The sequence below is a fragment of the Streptomyces sp. NPDC107765 genome, from assembly GCF_055657085.1.
In genome coordinates this window covers 267,036-288,848 of the sequence record NZ_JBVKBL010000007.1, presented here as the reverse complement: position 1 = coordinate 288,848, position 21,813 = coordinate 267,036, and the positions used below count along the sequence as shown (strand labels likewise).

The 21,813-nt window shown below is 72.9% G+C and carries 18 protein-coding genes; 8 read left to right on the top strand and 10 right to left on the bottom strand.

All coding sequences use genetic code 11. From position 1 onward, the window contains the following. The first annotated feature begins 61 nt into the window (after positions 1–61). From yczE to ACZ7MX_RS19530, 4 genes are all read left to right on the top strand, one after another. Complete coding sequence (gene yczE / locus ACZ7MX_RS19545; RefSeq protein WP_472133713.1) at positions 62–739, top strand: membrane protein YczE; 678 nt, start codon at positions 62–64, stop codon at positions 737–739. Then, entirely contained in the window at positions 736–1,536 is an 801-nt protein-coding gene (locus ACZ7MX_RS19540; RefSeq protein ID WP_472133711.1) for a glycerophosphodiester phosphodiesterase family protein, read from the top strand. The genes yczE and ACZ7MX_RS19540 overlap by 4 nt, the downstream gene beginning before the upstream one ends. Positions 1,537–1,586: 50 nt before the next feature. Then, positions 1,587–2,975, top strand: coding sequence for an MFS transporter (locus ACZ7MX_RS19535; protein WP_472133709.1), 1,389 nt, complete (start codon positions 1,587–1,589; stop codon positions 2,973–2,975). A gap of 258 nt (positions 2,976–3,233) precedes the next feature. Further along, positions 3,234–3,611 (top strand): RNA polymerase-binding protein RbpA, encoded by a 378-nt coding sequence (locus ACZ7MX_RS19530; protein ID WP_006601711.1) that lies wholly within the window; start codon positions 3,234–3,236, stop codon positions 3,609–3,611. A 119-nt stretch (positions 3,612–3,730) separates the two neighbouring features. Here the strand turns inward: ACZ7MX_RS19530 and fxsA are convergent, their stop codons facing one another. From fxsA to ACZ7MX_RS19505, 5 genes are all read right to left on the bottom strand, one after another. Then, complete coding sequence (gene fxsA, locus ACZ7MX_RS19525) at positions 3,731–4,309, bottom strand: FxsA family membrane protein (RefSeq protein ID WP_472133707.1); 579 nt, start codon at positions 4,307–4,309, stop codon at positions 3,731–3,733. A 79-nt stretch (positions 4,310–4,388) separates the two neighbouring features. After that, positions 4,389–5,144 carry a polyprenol monophosphomannose synthase gene (locus tag ACZ7MX_RS19520; RefSeq protein ID WP_472133704.1) on the bottom strand — a complete coding sequence of 252 codons (756 nt, stop codon included), beginning with the start codon at positions 5,142–5,144 and terminating at the stop codon, positions 4,389–4,391. Continuing rightward, positions 5,141–6,814 (bottom strand): apolipoprotein N-acyltransferase, encoded by a 1,674-nt coding sequence (gene lnt / locus ACZ7MX_RS19515; protein ID WP_472133982.1) that lies wholly within the window; start codon positions 6,812–6,814, stop codon positions 5,141–5,143. The genes ACZ7MX_RS19520 and lnt overlap by 4 nt, the downstream gene beginning before the upstream one ends. A gap of 511 nt (positions 6,815–7,325) precedes the next feature. Further along, positions 7,326–8,966 (bottom strand): amidohydrolase, encoded by a 1,641-nt coding sequence (locus tag ACZ7MX_RS19510; protein ID WP_472133702.1) that lies wholly within the window; start codon positions 8,964–8,966, stop codon positions 7,326–7,328. 67 nt (positions 8,967–9,033) lie between these two features. Then, positions 9,034–9,474, bottom strand: a complete 441-nt coding sequence (locus ACZ7MX_RS19505; RefSeq protein ID WP_030412641.1) for an Lrp/AsnC family transcriptional regulator — start codon at positions 9,472–9,474, stop codon at positions 9,034–9,036. Positions 9,475–9,682: 208 nt separating this feature from the next. On the opposite strand from ACZ7MX_RS19505, the gene ACZ7MX_RS19500 reads away from it, so the two are divergent. Then, complete coding sequence (locus ACZ7MX_RS19500; RefSeq protein WP_472133701.1) at positions 9,683–10,108, top strand: hypothetical protein; 426 nt, start codon at positions 9,683–9,685, stop codon at positions 10,106–10,108. Between the two features lie 72 nt (positions 10,109–10,180). Here ACZ7MX_RS19500 and ACZ7MX_RS19495 read toward each other — a convergent pair whose 3' ends face one another. From ACZ7MX_RS19495 to ACZ7MX_RS19485, 3 genes are all read right to left on the bottom strand, one after another. Continuing rightward, the gene (locus ACZ7MX_RS19495; RefSeq protein WP_472133700.1) at positions 10,181–11,311 is read right to left on the bottom strand and encodes a phosphotransferase family protein; all 1,131 of its coding nucleotides are present in this window, start codon (positions 11,309–11,311) and stop codon (positions 10,181–10,183) included. Then, positions 11,308–12,489 carry an Rv3169 family protein gene (locus ACZ7MX_RS19490; protein WP_472133699.1) on the bottom strand — a complete coding sequence of 394 codons (1,182 nt, stop codon included), beginning with the start codon at positions 12,487–12,489 and terminating at the stop codon, positions 11,308–11,310. The genes ACZ7MX_RS19495 and ACZ7MX_RS19490 overlap by 4 nt, the downstream gene beginning before the upstream one ends. Before the next feature lie 163 nt (positions 12,490–12,652). Further along, a complete protein-coding gene (locus ACZ7MX_RS19485) occupies positions 12,653–13,828 on the bottom strand; it encodes an acyl-CoA dehydrogenase family protein (RefSeq protein WP_472133698.1) in 1,176 nt (391 codons plus the stop codon). Between the two features lie 360 nt (positions 13,829–14,188). Here ACZ7MX_RS19485 and ACZ7MX_RS19480 point away from each other — a divergent pair, with 360 nt between their 5' ends. Then, positions 14,189–15,463 carry a glycoside hydrolase family 18 protein gene (locus ACZ7MX_RS19480; protein ID WP_472133696.1) on the top strand — a complete coding sequence of 425 codons (1,275 nt, stop codon included), beginning with the start codon at positions 14,189–14,191 and terminating at the stop codon, positions 15,461–15,463. 73 nt (positions 15,464–15,536) lie between these two features. On the opposite strand, the gene ACZ7MX_RS19475 is transcribed toward ACZ7MX_RS19480, so the two are convergent. Then, a complete protein-coding gene (locus ACZ7MX_RS19475) occupies positions 15,537–16,193 on the bottom strand; it encodes a TetR/AcrR family transcriptional regulator (protein ID WP_472133694.1) in 657 nt (218 codons plus the stop codon). 229 nt (positions 16,194–16,422) lie between these two features. Here ACZ7MX_RS19475 and ACZ7MX_RS19470 point away from each other — a divergent pair, with 229 nt between their 5' ends. Both ACZ7MX_RS19470 and exaC read left to right on the top strand, forming a co-directional pair. Then, a complete protein-coding gene (locus tag ACZ7MX_RS19470; RefSeq protein WP_472133692.1) occupies positions 16,423–17,736 on the top strand; it encodes a GAF domain-containing protein in 1,314 nt (437 codons plus the stop codon). A gap of 68 nt (positions 17,737–17,804) precedes the next feature. Beyond that, positions 17,805–19,328 (top strand): acetaldehyde dehydrogenase ExaC, encoded by a 1,524-nt coding sequence (exaC, locus tag ACZ7MX_RS19465; RefSeq protein WP_472133691.1) that lies wholly within the window; start codon positions 17,805–17,807, stop codon positions 19,326–19,328. Between the two features lie 9 nt (positions 19,329–19,337). On the opposite strand, the gene ACZ7MX_RS19460 is transcribed toward exaC, so the two are convergent. Further along, positions 19,338–21,785 (bottom strand): SpoIIE family protein phosphatase, encoded by a 2,448-nt coding sequence (locus tag ACZ7MX_RS19460; RefSeq protein ID WP_472133689.1) that lies wholly within the window; start codon positions 21,783–21,785, stop codon positions 19,338–19,340. Positions 21,786–21,813: the final 28 nt, after the last annotated feature.

The following is a 21,813-nucleotide window of genomic DNA, read 5'->3' as shown; positions in this document are numbered from 1 at the left end:
GACATGCCACATGGTGTCATGCCTCGGTCCAATCCTGCCATGAGGGGGAATTTTCGTGTCCATGACGAGGGAATCCGGTCCGTCGCGCGGAATGCTGGCGCGCCGGCTGGTCCAGCTCTACACGGGGCTGGTGCTGTACGGCGTGAGCATGGGGCTGATGCTCCGAGCCGATCTGGGCCTGGAGCCCTGGAGCGTGCTGAACCAGGGCATATCCCGGCATACGGGTCTGTCGATCGGCACGGTCACCGTCGTCTTCGGCGCGCTGATCCTGCTGCTGTGGATCCCGCTGCGCCAGCGCCCCGGCCTGGGCACGGTGTCGAACGTGGTGATCCTCGGGGTGGTGATGGACCTGACCCTGGCCCGGGTCCCGGAACTGTCCTCCCTCGGCGCCCGCATCCCGCTGCTCGCCTTCGCGGTCGTCCTGAACGGCGCGGCGACCGGCCTCTACATCTCGGCCCGGTTCGGGCCGGGCCCCCGCGACGGCCTGATGACCGGGCTGCATCTGCGGACCGGCCGCCCGGTGCGGCTGGTGCGGACCGGCATCGAGGTGACGGTGCTGGCGGCCGGCTTCCTCCTCGGCGGCTCGGTCGGCGTCGGCACGGTCCTCTACGCCCTGGCCATCGGCCCGCTGGCGCAGTTCTTCCTCCGCCGCTTCGCGATCTCCGGGCTACCCCCGGCACCCTCCCGTGTGGTGGCCGGCACCGGGTCTTCACCTGCGCGCGCGATACTGCGGAAGTGACCACCGCACCACGCCTCCGCCACGCCTACCTCGACCACCCCGCACCGCTCCCCTTCGCCCACCGGGGCGGGGCCGCGGACGGCCTGGAGAACACCGCCGCCGCCTTCCGGCGCGCGGTCGGCCTGGGCTACCGCTATCTGGAGACCGATGTGCACACCACGTCGGACGGCAGGCTGGTGGCCTTCCACGACCCGACCCTGGACCGGGTCACCGACAGCCGCGGTGCCATCGCGGAGCTCCCCTGGCGGGCCGTGCGCCAGGCCCGGGTCGACGGCCGCGAGCCGCTCCCGCTCTTCGAGGAGCTGCTGGAGGAGTTCCCCGAGGCGCGCTGGAACGTCGATCTCAAGGCGGAGTCCGCGCTGGAGCCGCTGCTGGACCTGCTGCGCCGTACGCACGCCTGGGACCGGGTGTGCGTGGGCTCGTTCTCGGAGGCCCGGGTGGCCCGGGCGCAGCGGCTGGCCGGCGGCCGGATGGCCAGCTCGCTCGGCACCCGCGGCGTGGCCGGCCTGCGGATGCGCTCGTACGGGCGCGGGGCGCTGCCGCTGGACCGGCTGCTGGGCACGGCCGTGCGGCGCAGCGCGATCTGCGTCCAGGTCCCCGAGCGGCACACCGGCATCCCGGTCGTCGACGCGCTCTTCCTGCGCGCCGCGCACGCCCTGGGCATGCAGGTCCACGTCTGGACCGTCAACGACGCGGATCGGATGAAGGCCCTGCTCGACCTGGGGGTGGATGGCATCATGACCGACCAGATAGAGACGCTGCGGACGGTGCTGACCGAGCGGGGGAGCTGGGTCTGACGCCCCCGGGCCGTCCGCGGTGCAACGGGGACGGGAAGACGGGGGTGGGCGTGCAGAGCGCAGAGGCCGTGGCCGGGGTCGTCGACGAGACGGCCGCCCGGCGCCGCGAGCAACGCGGCTGGTACTGGTACGACTGGGCGAACAGCGTCTACTCGACGAGCGTGCTCACGGTCTTCCTGGGGCCGTACCTGACGTCGGTGGCCAGGGCCGCGGCGGATCCGCACGGCTTCGTGCACCCGCTGGGCATCCCGGTGCGCGCCGGTTCCTTCTACGCGTACACGGTGTCGGTGTCGCTGCTGGTGTCCGTACTGGTCATGCCGCTGGCCGGGGCGCTGGCCGACCGGACCGGCCGCAAGAAGCCGCTGCTGGGCTCGTGCGCGTACACCGGCGCCGCGGCGACGACCGGCATGTTCTTCCTGGGCGGTGACCGCTATCTGCTGGGCGGGGCGCTGCTGGTCGTCGCGAACGTCGGCTTCGTGGTGTCGTCGATGCTCTACAACTCCTTCCTGCCGCAGATCGCGACGCCCGACGAACGGGACGCGGTGTCCTCGCGGGGCTGGGCGTTCGGCTATGTCTCCGGGGCGCTGGTGCTCGTTGCCGACCTCGTCCTCTACGGCGCGCACGATTCCTTCGGCGTCTCCGAGGGCGTCGCCGTGCGCATCTGCCTGGCCTCGGCCGGGCTGTGGTGGGGCGCGTTCTCGCTGATCCCGCTGCGGCGGCTGCGCGACCGGCGGGCGGCGACGGCCCCCGGCACCGGCTCCGGCCCCGGCCGCGCGGAGACGGGCGGCGGTCCGCTCGGCCAGGGCTGGCGCCAGCTCCGGGGAACCCTGCGCGACATGCGCCGCCACCCGCTCACGCTGTCGTTCCTGCTGGCCTATCTCGTCTACAACGACGGCGTGCAGACGGTGATCACCCAGGCGTCGGTCTACGGCTCCGAGGAGCTCGGGCTGGACCAGACGACGCTGATCATGGCGGTCCTCCTGGTGCAGGTGCTGGCCGCGGCGGGCGCCCTGCTGATGGGCCGGCTGGCCCGGCGGCACGGCGCCCGGCGGACGATCCTGGCCTCGCTGGCGGCCTGGACACTGACGGTCGCGGCCGGCTGTGTGCTGCCCGCGCGGGCGCCGGTGTGGTTCTTCGCGCTGGCCGCCGGCATCGGGCTGGTGCTGGGCGGCAGCCAGGCGCTGTCCCGGTCGCTGTTCTCGCATCTGGTCCCGCGCGGCAAGGAGGCGGAGTACTTTTCCGCGTACGAGATGAGTGACCGCGGGGTGAGCTGGCTGGGCCCGCTGGTGTTCGGGATGGCCTACCAGCTGTCGGGGAGCTACCGGGCCGCGATCGTGTCCCTCGCGGCCTTCTTCGTGATCGGGTTCGTCCTGCTGGCGAGGGTGCCGGTGGGGCGGGCGATCGCGGCGGCCGGGAACCCGGTACCTGACCGGATTTAGCCCCAGGGCGCGCGGGCCGGTAGTATACGCCTTTGGCTCACCAGGCGGACCGTTACTGCGCGCTCAAGCATGCAAGGCGCTGGGTGACATCTGCTGCCAGATGTGACAAACCGGGCGCCGGTGGGTACAACAAGGGGCGGCACGACGGGCGACGCACATGTCCCGATTACGGGAATCTTCACCGCCGACCGGACGTTGACCGGATGACGACGACAGCGACACCTGTCCTGTGGGCGACAAGCCCGGGAGGCACGATTCATGAGTGAGCGAGCTCTCCGCGGCACGCGCCTCGTGGTGACCAGCTACGAGACCGACCGCGGCATCGACCTGGCCCCGCGCCAGGCGGTGGAGTACGCATGCCAGAACGGACATCGATTCGAGATGCCGTTCTCGGTTGAGGCCGAGATTCCGCCGGAGTGGGAGTGCAAGGTGTGCGGTGCACCCTCGCTCCTGGTGGATGGCGACGGCCCTGAGGAGAAGAAGGGTAAGCCCGCGCGTACGCACTGGGACATGCTCATGGAGCGGCGCACCCGCGAGGAGCTGGAGGAGGTGCTGGCCGAACGGCTGGCGGTCCTTCGTTCCGGCACCATGAACATCGCGGTGCATCCGCGCGACACCAACCGCAAGTCCGCCTGACGGCACGACCTGCGGCCGCACCACCAGCGCGTAAGGGCCGGGGCCACTGCACTTGTGCAGTGGCCCCGGCCCTTACCGTCTTCGGCGTGCGCCGACCGGCTCCTCGGCCGGTCGGCTCCTCAGCCGGTCAGCGGCGGATCCTGGCGGCGCGGGGGCTCGTCGTCGCGGATCACCTCGCCCTGGACGACCTTGCCGTCCGGCCGGTGCATCCGGGCCTGCTGGAAGGCGTCACCGAACGACCCCGGAGTGTAGGAGACCGGCCGGTTCAGCAGCTTCTCGGCCCGCCGCCGGATCAGCCGGCCGGTGGGCGGGAACAGGCACAGCAGCCCGAGGACGTCGGACACCAGCCCGGGGATCATCAGCAGCAGACCGCCGGCCATCGGCAGCGTATTGCCGCCTGCCTGGCGGTCGTTGCCCGGCGACGCCGGCTGCTCGGCGGCCGGATCGGCGCCCTGCCGGAGACCCTCGGTGAGGTTCTGCCAGGCGCGGCGGCCGGCCCGCTTGATCACGTACCCGCCGACGACCACCCCGGCGACCAGCAGCAGGAAGACGGTCAGGCCGTTGGTGGCCCCGGCGACCAGGGTCAGCAGCCAGATCTCCAGCACCATCCAGGCGGCGATGCCCAGGGGGGCGAACCGGCGGGCGCGCGAGCGCTGGGGCGGGCGGGGACTCGGCGGGGGCATGGCTCCGAACGTCATGCCTCAAGTGTGCCTGGCGCGCCCCGCCGGACCGCCCGCGGACGACGGGAACGGATCAGGTCCGGGCCCGGCGCCGGGGTCAGCGGCCGCGGAGCTTGTCCAGCCGGGAGCCGACGCCCCAGGCCGTCACCCGCCACAGTGCCTCGACGACGATGTTCCGGCTCATCTTGCTGTCGCCGTGCTCCCGTTCGACGAAGGTGATCGGCACCTCGACGACGTGGTAGCCGGCCTGCACGGCGCGCCGGGCGAGGTCGACCTGGAAGCAGTAGCCCTGGGAGGCCACCTCGTCGAGCCCGAGCCCCTGGAGGGTCTCCGCCCGGAAGGCGCGGTAGCCGCCGGTGATGTCGCGCAGCGGCAGGTCCAGCACCAGCCGGGAGTACGTGCTGCCGCCGCGGGAGATGAACTGGCGGTACTTGGGCCAGTTGACGGTCCGGCCGCCGGGCACCCAGCGCGAACCGAGGACCAGATCGGCGCCCTTGAGGGCGGTCAGCAGCCGGGGCAGTTCCTCGGGCTGGTGCGAGCCGTCGGCGTCCATCTCGACGAGCACGCCGTAGCCGTTGTCGATGCCCCACCGGAAGCCCGCCAGATAGGCGGCGCCGAGCCCTTCCTTGCCCTTGCGGTGCAGGACGTGCACCTGCTCGTCCTCGGCGGCCAGTTCGTCGGCCAGCTTGCCGGTCCCGTCCGGGCTGTTGTCGTCCGCGACGAGGATGTGCGCCTCGGGGACGGCGGCCCGCACCCGCGAGACGACCGGCTTGATGTTCTCCGCCTCGTTGTACGTCGGGATGATCACCAAGGTGGTGCCGAGCGGACCGTACCGCCGCTGACCGTCTGTCACTGCTGCCCCTTCTCGTCCTTCGTACGCCCGCGCCGGCCGCCGATGACGGCGGCGGCGCAGGACAGAAGGCCCACGATAGCGAGCGCCCATTCAGGTGCGGCGCCGACGCGGTCGGCGAGCGTCGTTTCGTTCCGCAGCGGAATGCGGGCGGAGACCACGCCCTGGGTGAATTCCGGAATCCGGTGGGTGACCGTGCCGTCCGGAGCGACCACCGCGCTGATCCCGCTGGTGGCCGCGGTGACCACCGCGCGGCCGTGCTCGACTGCGCGCAGCTTGGACATCGCCAGTTGCTGCTCGGGCTGGCCGGTGCGCCCGTAGGTGGCATTGTTGGTCTGGATGACCAGGGCCCGGGCGCCGGCGCCGACGGTGTCGTGCACGATCTCGTCGTAGGCGACCTCGAAGCAGATGACGTCGCCGAGCTCGGCGGGGCCGACCTTCAGCAGACCGGTGTGGTCGCCGGGATAGAAGTCGCGGGGCACCCGCTGGAAGCGCGTAATGATCTTGCTGAGCTGCTCCCGGAACGGTACGTACTCGCCGAACGGCACCGGGTGCTGCTTGGTGTACGAGGCGCCCGGCCCCTTCTTCGGGTCCCAGACGATGCCCTCGTTGAAGACGTAGCCCTTCTTGGACGGATGGTCCACGAGGGCGCCGACGAGCACGGGCACCCCGATCGCCTTGACCGCCTCGTCGATCCGGTCGTACGCCTGCGGGTACTGGAACGGGTCGAGGTCGGAGGAGTTCTCCGGCCAGATGACCAGGTCCGGCTTCTTGGCGCGGCCGGCCTTGATGTCGGCGGCGAGCTTCTCGGTGGCCGTGGCGTGGTTGTCGAGGATCTTCATGGGGCGGCCCAGGAAGTCCATCCCGGCCTGCTGGACGTTGCCCTGGACCACGGCGATGTCGACGGTGTCGTCGGCCTTCGTGGGGACCGGCACCAGCACCCCGGCCGCGGTGACCGCGGCGGCCAGCCCGAACGCCTCCAGCGCCGGCACGGCCCGGCGGACCGTGGCGTTGCCGCGCAGCCCCCACAGGACGGCGGCGCAGGCCGCCAGCAGCGTGCCGGCCAGCGCGACCGCGAAGGTCACCAGCGGGGCGCCGCCGAGCGCGGCGAGCGGGGTGAACGGCGAGCCGGTGTTCGCGAAGGCCAGCCGCCCCCAGGGGAAGCCGCCGAACGGCAGCCGGTCGCGGGCCCATTCCTCGGCGACCCACAGGCAGGCGCCCCACAGCGGCCAGGCCGGCAGCCGGGAGGTGAGCGCGAGCCCGGCGCCGAGCAGCGCCACGAAGAGCGCCTCGGCGAGCGAGAGGCCCACCACCGCGTCCCAGCCCACGACGTGCAGCCACTTGAGCAGGATGAGGAAGAACGGCAGACCGAAGGCGAGGCCGGTCCAGGCGCCCTGGCGGGCGGTCCGGCCGCGGGTCAGCAGGGCCAGCGCGGCCACCGCCAGCGGCGACAGCGGCCACAGGTCGTACGGCGGGAAGGCCAGGCCCAGCGCAACGCCGGAGACGACCGCGAGGCCGGTGCGCAGTGCCTCGCGGCGGGCCAGGGAGCGCAGGCGGCGGGCCCGTCCCGGGCGCGCGGGGGCGTCCGGGGCGCCGGTCGCGGCGGGCGGCACCGCGCCGCGGGGCGAGGGGCCGCGCACGGCTTCTTGGGTGGTGTCGGAACCCGACGGCACGGTCACGGGCCTTCCTGCAGCAGGTCATGCGTATGTGAGCTGACCGTACATCGGATGACCGGAATCGTGGGTGCGGGGTGCGCAGAAGGTGAAGAACACGGAAGACGGGTGCGGATCGGGGCCCGGGCGCCCTTCGGGCCGACCTGGGACCCGCTGGCTGCGGGTCGACCGAGAGCCGTTGTCTACTGAGCGTCCGGGCCCCACCCGGGTCGCACCTGCCGACCAGCCGAAACCCTCCGTCGCCCCGTACCGCTGGTGCTGGACCTGGCTCCCAGTGGTGGTGTGCCGCGGCGCACCGCCCCATGGCCCAGCTGCGTTCGACGACTGCGCGGAGGTCTCCCGGTCGGACGTCCTGTGGTGGACTCGGCCGAACCTACCGGCCGCCGACCGCCTGCTGTCAACAGGTGCTCCGCCTGCGTCGTTTTCGCGTCGTCCCAGGTCAGCAACGAGCGGCCCCTGGTGGGGCGAGTAGCGGCAAGCACGGGCCGTGAAGGGACCTGCCCGCCCGATGTCACTCGTTCGGCGGCCCGAAGACCGTGCGGCCGCCGACGACCGTGCGCAGGCACACCGGGAGGTCCCGGCCCGGCGTGAGATCGGGCAGGCCGGGGGTGCCCGAGCGGGGGTCGGTGGACCAGCGCTCCACCCGCTCGTCGGGCGCCTGGACGACCAGGTCGCCGGTGCGCCAGACCGCGTAGTCGGCGGGCGCGCCGGGGACCAGGACGCCCGCGTCGTCCCTGCCGACGGCCCGCCAGCCGCCCCGGGTGTGGGCGGTGAAGGCGGCGCGGGCGGAGATGCCGTGGGCGGGGGTGCGGTGGAAGACCGCGGCGCGCACGGTGCCCCAGGGGTCGAGCGCGGTGACCGGGCTGTCGGAGCCCAGGGCGAGCGGCACACCCGCCTTGAGCAGCGCGGCGTACGGGTTGAGGGTGGCCGCCCGCTCGGCGCCGAGGCGGGCGGCGTACATACCGTCGGTGCCGCCCCAGGCCGCGTCGAAGGCGGGCTGGACGGAGGCGGTGAGGGCCAGCTCGGCGAAGCCGGCGATGGTGGCCCCGGTGAGCATTTCGGCGTGCTCGACGCGGTGCCGGGCGGCCCGGACGCGGTCCGTTCCCACCCGCTCGGCGGCGGCCCGTACGCCGTCGACGACGCTGGTCAGGGCGGCGTCGCCGATGGCGTGGAAGCCGGCCTGCAGGCCGGCCTCGGTGCAGGCGACGACGTGCGCGGCGACCGCGTCCGCGTCGAGCTGCGCGGTGCCGGTGTGCCCGGCGTCCGCGTACGGGGCGTGCAGATGGGCGGTGTGCGAGCCGAGCGAGCCGTCGGCGAACAGATCGCCCGCGGCGCCGATCGCGCCCAGCTCGCGGATGCGCTCGGCGTCCTTTGCGGATGCGACCGCCTCGGCCCAGTAGCCGACCACGCGGGGGCCGGTCCCCTGCCGGGCGAGGGCGAGCAGTGCGGTGAAGTCGTCCTCGCCGGAGATCTCCGGGCCGGCGCATTCGTGGATGCTGCCGATGCCGAGTGCGGCGGCCCGGGCCAGTGTGGCGGCCTGGGCCTCGGCGCGCTGGGCGGGGGTGACGGTGGCGAAGGCGGCGCGGCGGGCCGCGTGGTGGGCGTCGCCGGTCAGCGGTGCGTCGGCGCGGAACCCGGCGCGGTCGCGGATGCCGGGAACCAGGTCCAGCAGGGCGGTGGTGACGACGGCGGAGTGCACGTCGACCCGGGTGAGGTAGAGCGGCCGGCCGCCGGCGGCGGCGTCCAGTTCGGCGCGGGACGGCGGGCGGCCCTCGGGCCAGGCGCTGGCGTCCCAGCCGTGCCCGAGCAGGATCCGGTCCGCGGGGCGGGCGTCGGCGTGGGCCCGGATCCGGGCCAGCGCGTCGGACAGCGAGGTGGCGCCGAGCAGGTCGAGGCCGGTGAGTGCGAGCCCGGTGGCGGTGGTATGCACATGTGCGTCCGTGAACGCCGGGGTGACCAGCGCTCCGTCCAGTTGGACGACCTCGTCGACGCCGTCGGCGAAGGAGTCGGCCGCGCCCTCCTCACCGACCCAGGCGATGCGGTCACCCTCGACGACCATGGCGGTGGCGAAGGGATCGGCGGGACTGTGCACCTCACCGCCGCGCAGCAGAACGGTACGGGGGGAGGCCGGGTCGGGGATGTGCTCGCTCATACCGGACAGTCTGGCCCCTGGACGGGCACGCTCCGCACGCAGGGGGCACCCCAGGGTGTCCTTCCCGTCAGATGCGCGGCGGGCGGGACTCGTACGGGGTGGACAGCACGACGGTGGTGCGGGTCGAGACACCGGCGAGCGTGCGGATGCGGGTGAGCAGGTGTTCCAGTTCGAGCGGGGCGGCGACCCGGACCTTGAGGATGTAGTTCTCGTCGCCGGCGACGCTGTGGCAGGCCTCCAGCTCCGGGACCTCGGCGAGCCGGTCGGCGATGTCGTCGGGGGCGCTGGGGTCGAAGGGTTTGACCGAGATGAAGGCGGTGAGCGGCAGGCCCACGGCTTCCGGGTCCACGATCGCGGCGTAGCCGCGGATCACACCGCGCTGCTCCAGGCGGCGCACCCGCTGGTGCACCGCCGAGGTGGACAGGCCGGTGGCCTTGCCCAGGTCGGTGTAGCTCATCCGCCCGTCCTTGACGAGCAGATCCACGATTTGTCGGTCCAACTCCTCCACCCGTTCAACCTACTGTGCGCGGGCGCGTATGCGCATCGTGCGCCGGATCGTGGACACCTCCGCGCCCCGCCGTGTGACCAATGCCACATGAGTGAACCCGTGTCCGTGGGGCGGTCGCGATTATGCGCGCGGCATGAAGGGAATTGCTGGTGGTGGCCAGGACCGCCCGTCAAGGAAGTCAGCGGTCCCCGCGGCCCACCCGAGGGGGATGGACATCATGCGACGCCTTCAGCAGGACTCCGCCGCCGCGAACATCGACGCCCAGGAGGGCGACAGTTCCGGCCTCACCGGCGACGACGAGGCGTACGACGCCTTCGACACCTTCGAGATCTACCGGGTGACCTGCCCGGACTGCCTGCAGCCGATCGCGCTGCTGGCGGACGAGGACACCCTTCCCGAGCACGCGCTGTGCCCGACTCCGTGGAACCCGTTCGGACTGACGGTGTGCCAGGGTTCGGGCCGTCCGGTGGCCGAGGCCCCGGAGACCGAGGACGCGCTGGACGCCCAGGAGCAGGACGCGGCCGTGCTGCTGACCCTGCCGGAGGGCCTGGACTGGCGCCGCCAGCCGTTCTCGCACATCGGCGGGCCCGGCACCCGTCCGCTGCGGGTGCCGCGGATGCGCCACAGCGCCTGACGTCCCGCCCGCGGCCGTCCGGCGGCCGCGGTGTTCCTCGCACGTACCGGGGCCGGGGAAGCCCTCAGCGGCTCACCAGTACCGGCCCTCGATCATCGCCTCCAGGCTGTCCCGGTGGAGGATCAGCGCATCGGCGTCCTCCGGTACCGGCACCTCCCCGAAGTGCACCTGGCGGTAGGCCACTCTCAGCATCACGACGGCGTGCCGCAGCGCCGCGTAGAGGGTGTGGAATTCCATGTCGCGGGGGGTGTGCCCGGTGAGCCGGGCGTAGCGGCTCTCCACGGCGTCCCGGCGCAGGAAACCGGGCAGTCCCCGTTGGCCGCTGCCTTCCGTGAGGTCCTGGAAGAAGCGGTGGAGATAGATCATCCAGCCCAGGTCCAGTTCCCGGGGGCCGAGCGCGGCCATTTCCCAGTCGAGTACGGCGGCGGGTTCGAAACCGTCGTAGACGATGTTGCCGATCCGGGCGTCGCCCCAGGTCAGTACGGTCTCGCCGGGGTCGGCGGGCCAGTGGTCGGCGAGCCAGGCGAAGCCGCGCTCGATCAGTGGTGATCGGGGGGTGTCCGCAACGACCCAGGCGTAGTAGGCGCGTTGGGCCGCCACATGCCGCTGCAGGGCGCTCCCGGTCCCGGCGGCGGCCAGGAAGCCGGCCTCGGCGGGCGGGACGTGGTCGTGGAGCCGGGCGAGCACCCCGACGCTGGCGGCCTCCAGCCGGTCGCGTTCGGCGTCGGTGGCTCCGGACAGCCAATTCCCCTCGTACGTATAGGGCATGACGTCCGGCGGCACCCGGCCGTCGGCCCGGGCCATGACGAAGAACGGGGCGCCGAGGTGCGCCGGGTCCTCCTCCAGCCAGAGGGTGCGGGGCACGGGGAGGCCGGTGTGCGCGGCGACCAGCCGCATGGTGCGGTACTGGCGGGGCATGTCGTAGCGCGGGAAGACGGTGTACGCGGCGGGGTCGGCGGCCAGCCGGAGTGCGCAGCGCATGGGGGTCCCTCCCTGCTCGAGCGAAGCCGAGAGCTTGGGGGACGGCGGGTGAGCGTGCTCGATGTCGAAGAGCAGCGTCTCGCTGGACATGCCGTTGGAGCCGGGGACGGTGGTGCGGGTGGCGCGGGCACCGGGGAGCCGGGTGCCGAGCCAGGCGTTGAGCCGGGCGGTGAGCTCCTCGGGGTCGCGGGTGGTGGTGCGGGGCCGGGGCGCGGTGCTCATCGGTCCGCCTCCGGGGCGACCGCGGCGTAACCGGTGAAGCCGCTGGGGTCGTGGCGTCCGAAGCTGCCGTGTTCGAAGATCCCGTAGCCGGTGCGGCCGTCGAGGGTGAAGCGGGCGGCGTGGTCGGTGACGCCGTAGGCGGCGTGGGGGTGTGCCGCCGGGTCCTTGAGGTCGTAGACGCGGCGGTCGGTCCAGCCGCGGCCGCGCCAGGTGCCGTGCTGCCAGTCGTCGTCGGGGTCGGGGTGGGGGTCCCCTCTGCTCGAACGGAGCTGAGAGCTCGGGGGAGGATAGCCGGCGCCGACGGCCAGGGGTGAGGAGGTGAGGATCTCGGCGGTGAGGTCCAGGGGTTCGCGGGCCGGGCCGGTGAGGTGGAGGACCGCGCGCTCGGGGTGCCGGGTGCCGGGGCGGTAGGTGATGTCCGTGTGGGGCCAGCCGAGTTGGACGTCGGGGCGGTCCGGGCGGACCTGCCGCGCCTCGTTCAGCGTGCGGTACCCGTCGGCGTCCTCCTGGACGATGACCATGACGAAGCGGTCGTCGAAGCGGACCGGGCACCAGATCCAGTGGAAGCCCTCGGTCCGCAACTCCTCCCCGGCCCGTCCGGGGTCCTCGCCGGGGATCGGCCGGACGCCCCAGCTGCGGTCGCGGGTCCCGGTCCACTCCCCCGCCGTGACGGCGATCTCCTCCCCCGCGACGCGGATCCGGCCGGTGCAGGTGCCCGCCTGGACGAACCGCCGGGCCTGGAGCGTCAGCCGGTCGCCGCGGTACTGCGTGTGGTGCGGTTCCCAGGTGGCCGGGAAGGCCGCGGTCCAGGTCAGGTCGTACGCCAGGCCGTCCGGGTCGCCGGGGTCCGCGGCGCAGGTCAGCCGCAGCCGGGCGAGCGGCTCCTCGACGGTGATCGCGAGCGGGCCGACGGTGAGCGCCATCCGGTCGTCGGTGAGCGCGTCGGAGGCCCGTACGGCGTGCAGCCGGTCGCCGAGACGGAGGGTGGCGTAGGCGTCGATGACGCCGGTGTTGGGGTAGACCCCGAGGCCGGCGATCAGCAGGGCCCGGCCCGAGTGGTCCAGGACGTGGAAGATGCACCGGTCGTAGGCGTTGCGGTCGCCGGTGGCGACGTGCCGCAGGGACAGCGGCACCTGGTGGATCGGGTATTCGTCGAGCGCGATGGGACGGTCGGACACTTCTCCTCCTGGGCGCTCGGGCAGGCCGGGCACCGCCCGGACTCGCGGGCCGCGGCGGGGAGTTGACGGTACGTCAGCTCGGCGCGGACGGCCAGACCCCGGCCGGGGTGAGAGGTGTCGACAGCACGGGCGGGCCGGGTGCGCCGGCCCGCCCGGTGGAGGATCAGCGGCCTTCCGGGCCCGCGAGGTGGCGGGCGATGACCATGCGCTGGATCTGGTTGGTGCCCTCGACGATCTGCAGGACCTTGGCCTCGCGCATGTAGCGCTCGACCGGGAAGTCGAGGGTGTAGCCGTAGCCGCCGAGCAGCTGGACGGCGTCGGTGGTGACCCGCATCGCGGTGTCGGTGCAGAAGAGCTTGGCCATCGCCGCCTCCTTGGAGAACGGCAGACCGGCGTCCCGCAGCCGGGCGGCGGTGAGGTAGAGCGCCCGGCCGGCCTCGATCTGGGTGGCCATGTCGGCCAGCATGAAGCGCAGGCCCTGGAAGTCCACCAGGGGGCGGCCGAACTGCCGGCGTTCGGCGGTGTACGAGAGCGCCTCGTCCAGCGCCGCCTGGGCGACGCCGACGGCGCAGGCGGCGATGCCGAGGCGGCCGGAGTCCAGGGCGGACAGCGCGATGGCGAAGCCCTGGCCCTCGTCGCCGATGCGGCGGGCGTCGGGGACGCGGACGGCGTCGAAGTGCAGCTGGGCGGTCGGCGAGCCCTTCATGCCCATCTTGCGCTCGGGGGCCGCGGCGCTCAGGCCGTCGGCGTCGCCGGGTACCAGGAAGGCGGTGATGCCGTGGGCACCGCTGCCGCCGGTGCGGGCCAGGACGGTGTAGAAGTCGGCCACGCCGCCGTGGGTGGTCCAGGCCTTGGTGCCGCTGAGCGTCCAGTCTCCCCCGTCCTCCCGCTCGGCGCGGGTGGTCAGCGAGGCGGCGTCGGAGCCGGAGGACGGCTCGGAGAGGCAGTAGGCGCCCAGCAGGCCGCCGCCGAGCATGGCGGGGAGGTGTTCGGCGCGCTGTTCCTTCGTGCCGTAGCCGGCGACGGCGTGGCAGGCGAGGGTGTGCACGCTGACACCGAGGCCGACGGTGAGGCGGGCGGCCGCGAGCTCCTCGACGACCTGGAGGTAGACCTCGTAGGGCTGGCCGCCCCCGCCGAATTCCTCGTCGTAGGGCAGCGAGAGCAGTCCGGATTCCGACAGCAGCCGGAAGGTCTCGCGGGGGAAGCGGCCGGCGTCCTCCTCCTCGGCGGCGGTCGGCCTGATCTCCCGCTCGGCGAGCTCTCGCACGAGCGTCATCAGGTCGCGGGCTTCCTCCGTGGGCAGCCTGCGGTCCACCGGCCGGGGGCCGTACTCGGTCATGGCGGCGCTCTCCTCCCTGTCGGGCGCTGCGGCGACGCACGCGGGGTGGGCGGCGGCGCCGTTTCCGTAGTGCCAGGCCGATGATCGCTTTCCGGGTCGCGGAAGGCGATGACCTGCGGCTGTGGCGCTAGGAGTATGCCCGATCGGCGGCCCCGCGTCACTGGTTGATCAACAGCGGGTACGGGTTCCGGCCCCTACCCGGACGTCGTGCGGTGCCGCCACCGACCGCCGGTGAAATTGGTCCGAACCATTGACGCACTGGTCTAGTCCTTCTACCTTCTCCTCAACGTTCAACGCGTTCATGCCAATTCGGAACGCAGGTCCGCACGCTTCCCCCTCGCCCCCCTCCGAGGAGACGACATGCTCAGACCGCACCGCAGGCGATCGCCGCGCCGGCTGATCGCCGCCGCCACCGCGCTGTGTACCGCGGCACTGGCCGGCACCCTGCTCGCCGGCCCGGCCTCCGCCCACCCGGCAGCCGCCCCTCACTCCCCCGCGGCCGCCGTCCCCACGGCGAAGCCGGCCGCGGCGGGCGGCAAGGTGGTCGGGTACTTCACCAACTGGGGTGTCTACGACCGCAATTACCACGTCAAGAACATCGAGACGTCCGGGTCGGCGGCCAGGCTGACGCACATCAACTACGCCTTCGGCAACGTCCAGGGCGGCAGGTGCGCCATCGGTGACTCCTACGCCGACTACGACAAGGCCTACACCGCCGACCAGAGCGTCGACGGCACGGCGGACACCTGGGACGCCGGTGCGCTGCGCGGCAACTTCAACCAGCTCAGGAAGCTCAAGAAGCTGCACCCGGGCCTCAAGGTGATCTGGTCCTTCGGCGGCTGGACCTGGTCCGGCGGCTTCGGCGAGGCCGCCAGGAACCCGGCCGCCTTCGCCCAGTCCTGCTACGACCTGGTCGAGGACCCGCGCTGGGCGGACGTCTTCGACGGCATCGACATCGACTGGGAGTACCCCAACGCCTGCGGTCTGACCTGCGACACCAGCGGGAAGGACGCCTTCACGGGCGTCATGAAGGCACTGCGGGCGAAGTTCGGCAGGAACAACCTGGTGACCGCGGCGATCACCGCGGACGCCTCGGCCGGCGGCAAGATGGACGCCGCCGACTACGCGGGCGCCGCCCAGTACGTCGACTGGTACAACCCGATGACGTACGACTACTTCGGCGCCTGGGACGCCAAGGGCCCGACCGCACCGCACTCCCCGCTCTCGTCGTACAACGGCATCCCCAAGGCCGGCTTCAACACCACCGACACCATCGCCAAGCTGAAGGGCCTCGGGGTGCCGGCGAGCAAGCTGCTGCTGGGCATCGGCTTCTACGGCCGCGGCTGGTCGGGCGTCACCCAGGACGCGCCGGGCGGCGCGGCGACGGGCGCGGCGCCCGGCAAGTACGAGGCCGGCATCGACGACTACAAGGTGCTCAAGACCCGCTGCCCGGCCACCGGCAAGGTGGGCGGCACCGCGTACGCCAAGTGCGGTGACCAGTGGTGGAGTTACGACACCCCGGAGACCATCGGGACCAAGATGGCCTTCAAGAACGCCCAGGGCCTGGGCGGCACGTTCTTCTGGGAACTGAGCGGTGACACCGCCAGCGGCGAGCTGATCAAGGCGATCAACTAGCCGCTGCGGCACGGGACGCGGACGGGCGGGAGGTGGCGGCCTCCCGCCCGTCCGGCATGCCGCCCCGCCGGTCTCAGGCGGGCGGCCGCGGCGGGGCCGGGCAGGCCGGTTCGAACTCCTCGATCAGCCGGAGGGTGTCGCCCAGGCCGCGCACCAGCAGCGTCACCACGGTCTCGCGGGGCACCTCCTGTTCCGCGATCCAGTCCAGGGTGACGCCCTCGACGCCGGAGAGCCAGCCGGTCAGCGCGGTGCGGGCGAGCGGCGGGAGGTCGGTGCGGCCCCAGGCGCCGAGCGCGATGGTGCCGAGCAGCCGGGCGCGCACCGCGTCGCGGAGCGCCATGACCTCGGCGTCGAAGCCGACCCCGCCGGTGACGATGGCGCGGTAGGCGGCCTGGTGGTGCTGGGCGTAGCGCAGATAGCCGTCGACGGTGCGCTGCACGCGTGCGGCCGGCGGCAGGTCGTGGGTGGTGCCGGCCCGCTCGACCAGCTCGGCCACCGCATCCTCGATGATCGCGAGGTAATAGCCCCGCTTGTTCGTGAAGTAGTAGTAGATCAGGCCCTTCGCGACCCCGGCCTGGCGGGCGATGTCGTCCATCGACAGTGCGTCGTAGGAGGTGTCGGCGAACAACTTCCGTCCGATGGCTATCAGTTCGGCGCGGCGCGCCTGGGATCGCACGGTGCCGCGAGCGGCCGGGGAGCCGCTCGTGCCGCGCTGTGGGCCCTTGTTCAAAATTCGCCCTAGTTTTCAACTGCCGGGATTTACAGGGAGTATGACAGAGCGTCATGAGTGCCGGAGGCCGTACCGCGCCACCTCGGACCCGATCAGCGCGGACGGGGCCGCGGCCGCACGCGGGACACCCGCACGCCTGAGCGACGACGGGCAGGCGGGGTTTACGGTCCCGTCCCGGCCGAGCACCATCGGCACATACGGTGCAGGAGCCGCTGCGGAAAGGTGACACGTGGTCAACCCCTGGCTGGCGATGGAGGCCGGCGCCGATCCGGTGGAGCGCACCCGGACGGTGCGCCGGGCCCATGCCGCGTTCCTGGCCGACGGGACCGTCGCCCCGCCGGTCCGCCGGGTCGTCGCCGAGTCGTGGCGCCGGTCCGCGCACGCGCGGGCCGCATGGGACGGTGCCGCGCCGATCGAACTGGACGAGGCGGCGCTGCGGGCCCACCGCGAGAGCCATCCGCTGGCCCGCGCGATGCCCGTCTTCCGGGACCTGCTGGGCAGCATCGCGCAGGACGGGGCGCATCTGCTGGCCGTCTGCGACCAGCAGGGGCGGCTGCTGTGGGTGGAGGGGCACCGCGGGGTGCGGCGCAGCGCCGAGCGGATGAACTTCGTGGTGGGTGCGCGCTGGGACGAGCCGCACGCCGGCACCAACGCGCCCGGCACCGCGCTCGCCGCCGATCACGCCGTGCAGATCTTCGCCGCCGAGCACTACAACCGGCAGGCGCAGCGCTGGACCTGTGCGGCCGCGCCGCTGCACGACCCGCGGACCGGGCGGCTGCTGGGCGCGGTGGACATCACCGGCGGCGACCATCTGGCGAGTCCGCACAGCCTGGCCCTGGTGCAGGCCACCGCCCGGGCCGCGGAGGCCCATCTCGCGGCCGGGGCGCCGGCACCGGGCACGTACCTGTCCGTGCTCGGCCGGGACGAGGCCGTGCTCGTCGTCGACGGCCGGCGGCTGCGGCTCGGGCGCCGGCACAGCGAGATCGTGCTGCTGCTGGCCCGCCACCCGGCGGGCCTGACGGGTGATCAGCTCACGGTGCAGCTCTACGGCGAGCGCGAGATGCGCCCGGTGACACTGCGCGCCGAGCTGTCCCGGCTGCGGCAGCTCGTCGGGAGCCTGCTGCACTCGCGTCCGTACCGCCTGAGCCGGCCGGTGGAGACCGACCTCGGCACGGTCGAGGAACGGCTGGCGGCCGGCGACCCTCGGTCCGCGCTGGACGGCTACGGGGGCCCGCTGCTGCCGTCGTCGGAGGCACCCGGCGTGCGGCGGTTGCGGGACGCAACCGCGGACCGGCTGCGCGCCGCCCTGCTCGCCGCGCGCGATCCGGGACTGCTGGGCGCGTGGTCCCGTACGCCGTGGGGCGAGGACGACCTGGAGGTCTGGGAGGCCCTGGTGGACGCGCTGCCGGAGCGGTCACCGGCCCGCGGCGGACCGCGCGCCACCGCGGACCGGCTGCGCGCCGCGTACGGCCTGACCGGCGGCCCGGCTCCTGCTCCGGCCGCCGCGCGCAGCGCAACGTTCCGGCAACCTCCGCCGCCCTAGGGTGCGCCCCATCGCCCGCCGCACGGGAGCGGCGGGCACCGCACCGAGAGTGATGGGGAGGCCGCTTCATGGCCCGTTACGCCAGCCCGGGTTCCGCCGATGCCGTGATGAGCTATCTGCCGCGCTACGACCACTGGATCGGCGGCGAGTTCGTGGCGCCCGCGGCGGGCCGGTACTTCGAGAATCCGACGCCGGTCAACGGGCAGCCCTTCACCGAGATCGCCCGGGGCACCGCCGAGGACGTCGAGCGGGCGCTGGACGCCGCGCACGCGGCCGCGCCCGGCTGGGCCCGTACCCCGGCCGCCGAACGCGCCGCCGTCCTCCACCGGATCGCCGACCGGACGGAGGCGCACCTCGAAGCCCTCGCGGTCGCCGAGAGCTGGGAGAACGGCAAGCCGGTACGCGAGTCCCTGGCGGCCGACATCCCCCTCGCGGTCGACCACTTCCGATATTTCGCCGGGGCGCTCCGGGCCCAGGAGGGCTCGCTGTCGGAGATCGACGAGGACACCGTCGCGTACCACTTCCACGAGCCGCTCGGCGTGGTCGCCCAGATCATCCCGTGGAACTTCCCGATCCTGATGGCCGCCTGGAAACTGGCCCCGGCGCTGGCGGCGGGAAACACGGTCGTCCTGAAACCGGCCGAACAGACCCCGGCCTCCCTCCACTTCTGGATGAGCCTGGTCGCGGACCTGCTGCCGCCCGGCGTGGTCAACATCGTCAACGGCTTCGGCGTCGAGGCCGGCAAGCCGCTGGCGTCCAGCCCCCGGGTCGCCAAGATCGCCTTCACCGGTGAGACCACGACCGGCCGGCTGATCATGCAGTACGCCTCGGAGAACCTGCGCCCGGTGACGCTCGAACTGGGCGGCAAGAGCCCCAACATCTTCTTCGACGACGTCTCCGCCGCCGCGGACGACTTCCTCGACAAGGCACTGGAGGGCTTCACCATGTTCGCCCTCAACCAGGGCGAGGTGTGCACCTGCCCCTCCCGCGCGCTGATCCAGCGCGGCCACTACGGCGATTTCCTGGCGGCCGGCGTGGCCCGTACGGAGAAGATCGTCCAGGGCCACCCGCTGGACACCGACACCATGATCGGCGCCCAGGCGTCCAACGACCAGCTCGAAAAGATCCTCTCCTACCTGGACATCGGCCAGAAGGAAGGCGCCCGCATCCTGACCGGCGGCACCCGCGCCGAACTCGGCGGCGAACTGGAAGGCGGCTACTACGTCCGCCCCACCGTCTTCGAGGGCAACAACGACATGCGCGTCTTCCAGGAGGAGATCTTCGGCCCGGTCGTCGCCGTGGCCCCCTTCTCCGACTTCGACGACGCCATCGGCATCGCCAACGACACCCTCTACGGCCTCGGCGCCGGCGTCTGGACCCGCGACGGCTCCACCGCCTACCGCGCCGGCCGCGCCATCCAGGCCGGCCGCGTCTGGACCAACTGCTACCACGCCTACCCGGCCCACGCCGCCTTCGGCGGCTACAAACAATCCGGCATCGGCCGCGAGAACCACAAGATGATGCTGGAGCACTATCAGCAGACGAAGAACCTGCTGGTGTCGTATTCGGCCAAGAAGCTCGGCTTCTTCTAGGGGCCTGGCTTACGCACCTCCACCCCCCGTGGCCCCCGGTTCCAACGGCTGTTCCGCCCAGATGGTTTTGCCGTTGCGTACGTAGCGGGTGCCCCAGCGGGCGGTGAGTTGGGCGATCAGGAAGAGGCCGCGGCCGCCTTCGTCGGTGGTGGCGGCGTGGCGTAGGTGGGGCGAGGTGCTGCTGGTGTCCGAGACCTCGCAGATGAGGTGGTGGTCCCGGATGAGCCGGAGGGTGGCGGGACCGCTGCTGTAGCGGTAGGCGTTGGTGACCAGCTCGCTGACGATCAGCTCCGTGGTGAGGGCCAGGTCCTCCAGGCCCCAGTCGTGGAGCTGGGCGGCCGCGAGCTTCCGGGCCTCGGCGGCCGCGGTCGGTTCGGCCGGCAACTCCCAGGTGGCCACCTGGTGTTCGGCCAGGCAGCGGGTGCGGGCGGCGAGCAAGGCGACGTCGTCGCGGGGACTCTCGGGGAGCAGCGCGTCCTCCACCGCCTTGCAGGTGTCGTCCAGCGACCGGGCGGGATCGCTCAGCGCCCCGCGGAAGAGGGCCAGGCCCTCATCGAGGTCGCGGCGCCAGGCCGCCAGGAGTCCATCGGTGTAGAGGACGAGCAGGGAGCCCTCCGGCAGTTCCCATTCGGTGGCTTCGAAGGGCAGTCCGCCCAGGCCGAGCGGCGGGCCGGCCGGAAGATCGGGGAAGTCCACCCGTCCGTCCGGTGTCACCACCGCGGGTGGCGGGTGGCCGGCGCGCGCGAGGGCGCAGCGCGCGTGGACCGGGTCGTAGACCGCGTACAGGCAGGTCGCGCCGACTATCTGCGGGGAGTTCTCGTCGGTCGCTTCCTGCTCGGCGGCCAGCCGGTCCACGAGGTCGTCCAGATGGGAGAGGACCTCGTCCGGTGGCAGGTCGAGGTGGGCGAGGGTGTGGACCGCGGTGCGCAGCCGGCCCATGGTGGCCGCGGCGTGGATGCCGTGGCCGACCACATCGCCGACGACGAGGGCGACCCGGAGTCCGGAGAGCGGGATGACGTCGAACCAGTCGCCACCGGCGCCGGCGGTGGTGTCGGCCGGCCGGTACCGATGGGCGATCTCGACCGCAGGATGCTCGGGCACCTCGCGCGGGAGCAGGCTGCGCTGCAGCGCGACCGCGGCCTGTTGCTGCTGGGTGTAGCGCCGGGCGTTGTCGATGCATACGGCGGCGCGGGCGGCGAACTCCTCGGCCAGCGTCAGGTCGTCCTCCTCGAACGGCTCGGGCCGGCGCCACCGCCACAGGCTCACCACGCCGAGTACGAGGCCGCGCGCGAGCAGCGGCACCACGATGAGTGAGTGGACGCCCAGTTCGAGGACCCGCTCGACCTTGGCCGGGTCCAGGGACGACCAGGCGGGGGAGAATTCCACGGCCGGTTCGAGGACGGGACGTCGCTCGGCCAGACATCTGGCCTGCGGTGCCTCCGGGGGGAAGTGCACCGGGTGGCCCACCGGGAACATCACCTGCGGCGCCTCCGGCGAGACGCTCCGCACGGCCGTCCTGCGCAGGGAGGCCGACGGCGCCTGATCAGGCTCCGCACCGCGGGTCACCGGTTCGAGCAGATCCACGGAGGCGCAGTCCGCGAGGTCGGGAACCGCCACCTCGGCCAGCTCACGCGCCGTGGCCTCCACGTCGAGGGTGGTGCCGATCCGGGCGCCGGCCTCGTTGAGCAGCGCCAGTCTCCGGCGCGCCCGGTAGCGGTCGGTCACGTCCTCGACGAGCTCGGTGACCCCGAGGACCTGCCCGGACGAATCCTGCATCCGGAAGGCCGAGACGGAGACGAACATCTCCGTGTCCGGGTCGTGCCGCAGACGGCAGGGCTGCTCGGTGAAGATCAGCGGTTCGCCCGTGTCGAGCACCCGCCGCAGCCCCGATTCCACCAGGGCCGTGTCCCGGTCGACGACGAAGTCTCCGGTGCGCATCCCCCGGTAGTACTCGGCCGGGAGGCCGCCGAACCGCGCGATCGCCCGGTTCACCCGTAGCAGGCTCAGGTCAGGGGCGAGGACGGCGAGACCGATCGGGGACCGGCGGAACATCCCGTCCAGGACCGACCGGTCCGTCTCCCACTGGATCACCTGCTCCGCGGGCGCACTCACGAGGAACCACTCCAGGCGGGAGCCCGGGCGCACCACTGCCCGGGCCCGGCAGCCCACCTCGACCCGTTGACCAGCCCGGTCCCGCACAGGGATGACCCCGAACCAGCCGCCGGCGCTCACACAGGCCGCCACCGCCGCCATGACGACGTCTTCATCGCGTGGGTCGAGCAGGAGGTCGCGGGCCGCGCGCCCCAGCACGTCCTCGGGCGAGTAGCCGAGCAGCGCCTCGGCGCGCTCGCTCCAGCCGACGACCCGCCCTGTGTCGTCCAGCACCGCAGAGGCCGAGCGACGCACCGCGAACGGGTCGTCCGGGCTCTCGCTGAACGTCGTCACCGGGGTGTCCATCACTACCACCCTCGTACCACCCCGGCGG

Bases quoted from the DNA above. Each gene is read 5' to 3' on its own strand.
- yczE (WP_472133713.1), top strand. From the start codon at position 62: ATGACGAGGGAATCCGGTCCGTCGCGCGGAATGCTGGCGCGCCGGCTG.
- ACZ7MX_RS19530 (WP_006601711.1), top strand. From the start codon at position 3,234: ATGAGTGAGCGAGCTCTCCGCGGCACGCGCCTCGTGGTGACCAGCTAC.
- fxsA (WP_472133707.1), bottom strand. From the start codon at position 4,309: ATGACGTTCGGAGCCATGCCCCCGCCGAGTCCCCGCCCGCCCCAGCGC.
- ACZ7MX_RS19510 (WP_472133702.1), bottom strand. From the start codon at position 8,966: ATGAGCGAGCACATCCCCGACCCGGCCTCCCCCCGTACCGTTCTGCTG.
- ACZ7MX_RS19500 (WP_472133701.1), top strand. From the start codon at position 9,683: ATGGACATCATGCGACGCCTTCAGCAGGACTCCGCCGCCGCGAACATC.
- ACZ7MX_RS19495 (WP_472133700.1), bottom strand. From the start codon at position 11,311: ATGAGCACCGCGCCCCGGCCCCGCACCACCACCCGCGACCCCGAGGAG.
- ACZ7MX_RS19485 (WP_472133698.1), bottom strand. From the start codon at position 13,828: ATGACCGAGTACGGCCCCCGGCCGGTGGACCGCAGGCTGCCCACGGAG.
- ACZ7MX_RS19480 (WP_472133696.1), top strand. From the start codon at position 14,189: ATGCTCAGACCGCACCGCAGGCGATCGCCGCGCCGGCTGATCGCCGCC.
- exaC (WP_472133691.1), top strand. From the start codon at position 17,805: ATGGCCCGTTACGCCAGCCCGGGTTCCGCCGATGCCGTGATGAGCTAT.
- ACZ7MX_RS19460 (WP_472133689.1), bottom strand. From the start codon at position 21,785: ATGGACACCCCGGTGACGACGTTCAGCGAGAGCCCGGACGACCCGTTC.